This window comes from Micromonospora sp. M51 (genome assembly GCF_018070305.1).
Classification (GTDB): Bacteria; Actinomycetota; Actinomycetes; order Mycobacteriales; family Micromonosporaceae; genus Micromonospora; species Micromonospora parva.
In genome coordinates this window covers 1-6,878 of the sequence record NZ_JAGPXZ010000299.1, presented here as the reverse complement: position 1 = coordinate 6,878, position 6,878 = coordinate 1, and the positions used below count along the sequence as shown (strand labels likewise).

4 protein-coding genes are annotated in these 6,878 nt (G+C 68.6%); 2 read left to right on the top strand and 2 right to left on the bottom strand.

The annotated features are described in order from the left end of the window. Both KBX53_RS17305 and KBX53_RS17300 read right to left on the bottom strand, forming a co-directional pair. Positions 1–513 (bottom strand): acetamidase/formamidase family protein (locus KBX53_RS17305; RefSeq protein ID WP_210860351.1); only part of this gene is annotated, 513 nt, incomplete at its 3' end. A gap of 96 nt (positions 514–609) precedes the next feature. Beyond that, complete coding sequence (locus tag KBX53_RS17300; RefSeq protein WP_210860350.1) at positions 610–1,632, bottom strand: polysaccharide deacetylase family protein; 1,023 nt, start codon at positions 1,630–1,632, stop codon at positions 610–612. Positions 1,633–2,074: 442 nt separating this feature from the next. Between KBX53_RS17300 and KBX53_RS17295 the strand changes: the two genes are divergently transcribed. Both KBX53_RS17295 and KBX53_RS17290 read left to right on the top strand, forming a co-directional pair. Further along, entirely contained in the window at positions 2,075–3,154 is a 1,080-nt protein-coding gene (locus tag KBX53_RS17295; RefSeq protein WP_210860349.1) for a glycoside hydrolase family 19 protein, read from the top strand. Positions 3,155–3,425: 271 nt separating this feature from the next. Further along, a partial coding sequence (locus tag KBX53_RS17290; RefSeq protein ID WP_210860348.1) for a GH92 family glycosyl hydrolase occupies positions 3,426–6,878 on the top strand: 3,453 nt, incomplete at its 3' end.

Genomic DNA, 6,878 nt, shown 5'->3' with positions numbered 1-6,878 from the left:
GTCCAGATTGCCGCCGTAGGGGCGCGGCGGGATCGTCGAGTGTCGTCCCGGCTCGGCGGGTGGCATGCCGAGCACTCCCATGAAGGGCCGCAGCGCGACCGAGTGGCCATGCTGGTTGCGGCCGGTCATCGTCTCCGGGTCCAGCGTCCAGGCGTGCACCACAGGTTGTTCCTGCACGCCGTAGCGCTGGTTGAACACGCTCGGCCAGCCGCCGGCCACCGTGGTTCCCCAGGTGGCCGGGGTGATCGCGTCGATGCGTACCGCGAGGGTCTGGCCGGCGCGCGCACCGCGGACCGCGACCGGACCGATCAGGGCGTGTCCGTGGTCGGGCCGGTGCTGCGCGACCCGGGGGCGGTCCCGGTTCGGCCCGCCGGGGTACGGGCCGGCGGACCACCAGCAGTCCAGCGTGCGGTAGGTGACGGTGTCGCCGGGGTCGATGGTGAGCACCGGCGGGAGATCGGGGGAGAAGTGGCCGTGCAGGCTGTCATTCCCGGGGATGAGGGTGTGTCGCATCAGTGCAGGCTAGTGGCGGCTGGTCCGCGCGCCGGGCCGCCAGGTGCGCGGTGGGTGCCGGGCGCACCCACCGCGCACGTCTCAACCTGGGCGATGTCAACCCGAGGTGCAGGAGCGGATCTGTGGGCGGGCGCTGCTGTTGCCGTTGGTCATCGTGGTGAAGCCGAAGGTGTTGCCGCTGCCGTTGGACCGCATCGTCATGACGGTGCCGCTGCTGTCCCAGGTGGCGGTGCCGTTCCAGACGGTGGAGATCCGTTGGGGTGAGGTGATGGCCACGACGACGGTCCACGTGTTGGCGCCGCTGACAGTGACCGACGTGTTGTACCGGTCGCCCCAGACGTTCGTGGTCGCGGCGGTCGCGGTGCAGGTGCCGCCGGCGGGCGGCGGGGTGGTGGTGGGCGGCGGCGTGGTGCCGTCCGGCGCGACGGCGCGGCCGGTGGACGGCGAGATCATGCCGGGGCACAGGTTGCGGCTGGTCAGGTTGGCCATGATCTGGGGGATCGCGTCGCGGGTGTTCTGGATCCCGTCGTGCATCAGGATGACCTGACCGGCCTGGAGCCGGCTCGCGTTGGCCACGATCTGGCTGACGCTGGCGCCGTTCCAGTCCTGGGAGTCCACGTCCCAGATCACCTGACGCATGCCCAGTGACGACGCGACGGACTGCAGGGTGGAGTTGGTCTCGCCGTAGGGCGGCCGGAACAGAACCGGTCGGCTGCCGGTCGCTGACTGGATCGCCGAGCTGGTCTGGGACAGGTCCGACTGCATCTGCGCCTGGGACATCGAGGTCATGTGGGCGTGGTTCCAGCTGTGGTTGGCGACCCACATGCCGGCGGACACCTGGGCCTGCGCGGCCGACCGGTTGTTCTGGACGTTCTGCCCGACGTTGAACATCGTGGCCCGTACGCCGTTGGCGCGCAGCACGTTCAGCAGCGCGCTGGTGCTGCCGGTCGGACCGTCGTCGAAGGTGAGGCCGACGTAGCCGTTGCAGGTGGCGGCGCTCGACGGGGTCGAGGTGGCCGCGAGGACGACACCGCACATGGCGACCGCGGTGGCGAGGACGGCGAGCGCCGCGCGCAACCGCCGGGACCACAGCGCCGTGCGGGGGAAGAGCCTGCTCATCTGGTGCCCCTTCGCGCAGACCCGGACACGCCCTGGATGCGGGCAGCACAGTCCGGACAGGTGTGGATGGGTGGGTAGCTGGAGCCGATACCACAGCGAAGCCGATCGCATTGACCTCAGTGGATCGGAGTATTACAGCGAGAATTCCAACACGTCAACAAGTTCCGGAAAATCACCGGAACAACTCAGGCGCGCGTCCGGGTGTTGGCCAGGCATGTCGTGATCGGGTCCGAGTTCTCGCGGCATCCCGGTCTCGCGGGTCGACGCGGTCAGGGGCGCTGTGCTCCGGAAAGTGCCTGGAAGTACCGGTCGTCGGTCGCCGGGCCCGCACTCACCCGGTCATCACCGGAATAGTAAAGGTTGTGAACAGAAGATGTTACAGTCATCTCGGTCGATGTCCGCCCGGATTTCGGCCAGTGAGGTCCCAGGAAGGAGTGATCACATGACAAGACTGCGCGCGCTGGTCGCGCTGGTGGCACTGATCGTCGCCGGTGGACTGGTTGCGGTCATCCCGGCCACGGCCGCGTCGGCAGCGGCCTGCTCGGCATCGTGGCAGGCCTCGGCCGTCTACTGGGGAGACGCCCAGGTCTCCCACAACGGCCGTAACTACCGGGCGAAGTGGTGGACCCAGAACGAGGCCCCGCCGGGTACGACAGGCGTCTGGGAGGACCTCGGAGCGTGCGGCGGAGGCACCACGCCACCCACCGGGGGGACCTGCAGCTACCCGAACTGGACGGCCGGAACCTGGTACGCCGCCGGGGCGATCGTGCGGTACACCAACGGTCTCTACTACATCGCCGAGCACGACAATCCCGGGTACGACCCGATCGTCAGCACCTGGTACTGGGAGCCCTACACCTGCGGCGGCCAGCCCCCGACCACCCCGCCGCCCACCAACCCGGGCGGCTTCGTGGTGACCGAGGCCCAGTTCAACCAGATGTTCCCGGGCCGCAACTCGTTCTACACGTACTCCGGACTCGTCGCCGCGCTCAGCGCCTACCCGGCGTTCGCGCGCACCGGCAGTGCCACCGTCCAGCGGCAGGAGGCCGCCGCCTTCCTGGCCAACGTGTACCACGAGACCGGCGGGTTGGTGCACATCGTCGAGCAGAACACCGCCAACTACCCGCACTACTGCGATCCCGGCCAGTCGTACGGCTGCCCCGCCGGGCAGGCCGCCTACTACGGGCGAGGGCCGATCCAGCTCAGTTGGAACTTCAACTACAACGCCGCCGGTAACGCCCTCAACCTGCCGCTGTTGACCAACCCGTGGCTGGTGCAGACCGACGCCGCGGTGGCCTGGAAGACCGGTATCTGGTACTGGATGACCCAGAACGGGCCGGGCACCATGACCGCCCACAACGCGATGGTCAACGGTGCCGGGTTCGGGCAGACGATCCGCAGCATCAACGGCTCGATCGAGTGCAACAACGGAAACCCCGCCCAGGTGCAGAGCCGTGTCACCAGGTACCAGCAGTTCGTCGGCATCCTCGGCGTGCCCGCCGGAGCCAACCTCTACTGCTGATTCGTGCCCGGGCCTCGGCGTACGTCCTCGGACGGCGTCGAGGCCCGGCACGTCGGCCGCCGGGCCCGGTGCGGGCGGTGGCCGTTTCGACCCGGTCAACCCGTTGACACGGCCGTGTTGCGCCCGGAACTATCAGCGGCAGTCCACTGCCCCGATCTTGTTGCTCACGAACTCTGATGACAACGATGTCAGGGCCTGACCCCCATTCGCTCCACACTGCCCAGACGTTCGACGTACTCGACCCCGTTCGAGTCGAAAGGCCCCGTCCCTCATGTCGCACAGACCACTTGCGAGCCCCCGCTCGCCCCGCCTGATCGCGGCGACGACAGCCGCCCTGCTACCGCTGGGCCTGCTCGTCGCCGCGCCCCTGGCCAACGCCGCGACCCCGGCAACGCCGGGCGACTTCGCGTCCTCGTTCGAGTCCGCCGACCCCAAGCCCGCCACCGGCACCGTCGAGGTCGGCGCGAACGGACAGCCGATCCAGGGCAACCTGAGCGGCAACGTCTCCACGCTGCCCGGCAGCCAGCTCGGCCAGGTCACCGCCGTGACCGCGAGCGATGAGCACCTGCCGAGGGAGATCGCCGCTAACCTCACCGACGAGGAGCCGTCGACCAAGTGGCTCACCTTCGCGAAGACCGGTTGGGTGACCTACCAGCTCGCCAAGCCGACGACGGTGGTCCGCTACTCGCTGACCGCCGCCAACGACGCACCAGGGCGAGACCCCAGGGACTTCGTCATCCAGGGGTCGAACGACGGCAGCACCTGGACCGATCTGGACAAGCGCACCGGCGAGAAGTTCCGCGGGCGCTTCGCGACGAACAAGTACAGCTTCACCAACACGACCGCGTACGGCTTCTACCGGCTGAACGTCACCGCCAACTCCGGTGACACGCTCGTGCAGCTCGGCGACTGGAACATCAGCGACGGCTCGGATGTCCGCCCGCCGACCACGCCCATGGTCAGCGTGGTCAGCGCCGGTCCGTACGACGGGTACACCACGAAGCCGGACGCCGGTTTCACCGGGCTCGCCGCGCTGCGCTACGCCGGCGGCGCCCTGGCCGGTGGCCGCTCGTACGGGACCAACAAGCTCTTCGACGTGAACATCCCGGTCGGGCCGAAGACCCGACTGTCGTACAAGATCTTCCCTGAGTTCACCGATGGGGACGGTCAGTACCCGTCCACCTACGCCGCGCTCGACCTGCACTTCACCGACGGCAGCTACCTGAGTGGGCGCTCACCCGTCGACCAGCACGGCAACCTGCTCACCGGCCCCGGTCAGGCTGCCTCGAAGGCACTCTTCGCCGACCAGTGGAACCTGGTGCAGACCGACCTCGGCACCATCGCGCGCGGCAAGACGATCGACCGCATCCTGCTCGCGTACGACCACCCCAAGGCCACCGGGGAGACCCGCTTCCAGGGCTGGCTCGACGATGTCGAGGTGGAGGCCAACCCGGCGTCCATCGACGGCTCGAAGCTGACCAACTACGTCGACACCCGACGGGGCACCAACTCGACGAGCGGTTTCTCGCGCGGCAACAACCTGCCGATCACCGCGGTGCCGAACGGCTTCAACTTCTTCACCCCGGTGACCGACGCGGACTCCGACTCCTGGGAGTACGAGTACCACCGGATCAACAACGCGGCCAATCTGCCGATGCTGCAGGGCCTCGCGATCTCCCACGAGCCGAGCCCGTGGATGGGTGACCGCAACCAGATGTCGGTCATGCCGGTCGCCGGCGACCGGTCACTCACCGGTGATCCCGCCAGCCGCGCGCTCGCCTTCAGCCACGACGACGAGACCGCGCAGCCGGACCTCTACCGGGTGAAGCTGGAGAACGGCCTGATCGCCGAGGTGTCGCCCACCGACCACGCCGGGATCATGCGGTTCACCTTCCCCGCCGGGCAGGCGACCGGAAGCCTCGTCTTCCACAACGGCACCTTCACCATCGGCACGGACGGCACGTTCACCGGCTGGGTGGACAACGCCAGCGGTCTGTCGGCCGGTCAGACCCGGATGTTCGTCTCCGGCGCGTTCGACCGGGCGCCGACGGCGAGCGCCGCGACGTCCGCCACCTTCGACGTCACCAGGAGCCGGGAGGTGACGATGCGTCTCGCGACGTCGTTCCTCTCCGTCGACCAGGCGCGCAGGAACCTCGACCTGGAGGTCACCGGCAAGAGCTTCGAGCAGATCCACGCCGCCGCCACCGCCGCCTGGAAGGACCGGCTGGGCCGCGTCGAGGTGCGGGGCGCCACCGAGGCGCAGCTGGTCTCGATGTACTCGAACCTGTACCGGCTGAACCTCTACCCGAACTCGCAGTCGGAGAACACCGGCACCGCCGCCGCGCCGCGCTGGCAGTACGCGAGCCCGGTATCGGCCCCGACCGGCACGTCGACAGCCACCCACACCGGCGCGAAGATCGTCGACGGGCAGATCTACGTCAACAACGGTTTCTGGGACACCTACCGCACCGTGTGGCCCGCCTACTCGCTGCTCTACCCGGACATCGCCGCCAAGATTTCCGACGGGTTCGTCCAGCACTACCGCGACGGCGGCTGGATCGCCCGCTGGTCCTCGCCCGGTTACTCCGACCTGATGACCGGCACCAGCGCCAACGTGGCCCTGGCCCAGGCGTACCTCACCGGGGTCAAGCTGCCCGACCCGCTCGCCGCGTACGACGCCGCCGTCAAGGACGCGACCGTCGCGTCCGGGCGTCCCGAGGTCGGCCGTAAGGGCATCGAGAACTCCCTGTTCCTCGGCTACACGCCGACCTCCACCGCGGAGTCGGTGTCGTGGGCGCTGGAGGGCTACATCAACGATTACGGCATCGGCAACATGGGTGCGGCCCTGGCCAAGGACCCGGCCACGCCGAAGTCGGAGCGCGCCCGGCTCAAGGAGGAGTCGCGCTACTTCCTGGAGCGTGCCCGCAACTACGTTCACCTGTTCGACTCCAAGACGAAGCTCTTCCAGGGCCGTGACGCCGCTGGCACCTTCCGTGCCGACGCCCCACTGGACTGGGGTGGCGTCTACACCGAGACGAACGGGTGGAACTTCGCCTTCACCGCGCAGCAGGACGGTCAGGGTCTGGCCAACCTGCTCGGCGGGCAGAAGGCGTTGCGCGACAAGCTCGACACCTACTTCTCCACCCCGGAGAACGCCGACCGCCCCGGCGGTTACGGCGGCATCATCCACGAGATGGTGGAGGCCCGGGCGGTACGGATGGGGCAGCTCGGCATGAGCAACCAGCCGTCGCACCACATCCCGTACATGTACAACTTCGCCGGCGCGCCGTCGAAGACCCAGGAGGCGGTCCGGGAGATCCTGCGCCGTCTCTACGTCGGCAGCGAGATCGGCCAGGGCTACCTGGGCGACGAGGACAACGGCGAGATGTCGTCCTGGTACATCCTCAGCTCGCTGGGCATGTACCCGCTGCAGGCCGGGTCGTCCGAGTGGACCATCGGCTCTCCGCAGTTCACCAGAATGACAGTGCACCGCAGCACCGGCGACATCGTCGTCAACGCCCCGAACAACAGCGTCGCGAACGTGTACGTGCAGGACGTCAAGGTCAACGGCAAGAAGCAGCGCGGCCTCTCCCTGGACGTGTCCGCGTTCGCCAAGGGCGGCACCATCGACTTCCAGATGGGCCCCAAGCCGTCGTCGTGGGGCAGCGGCAAGAACGACGCGCCGCCATCGCTGACCAAGGGTGGCGAGGCGCCGAAGCCGTTG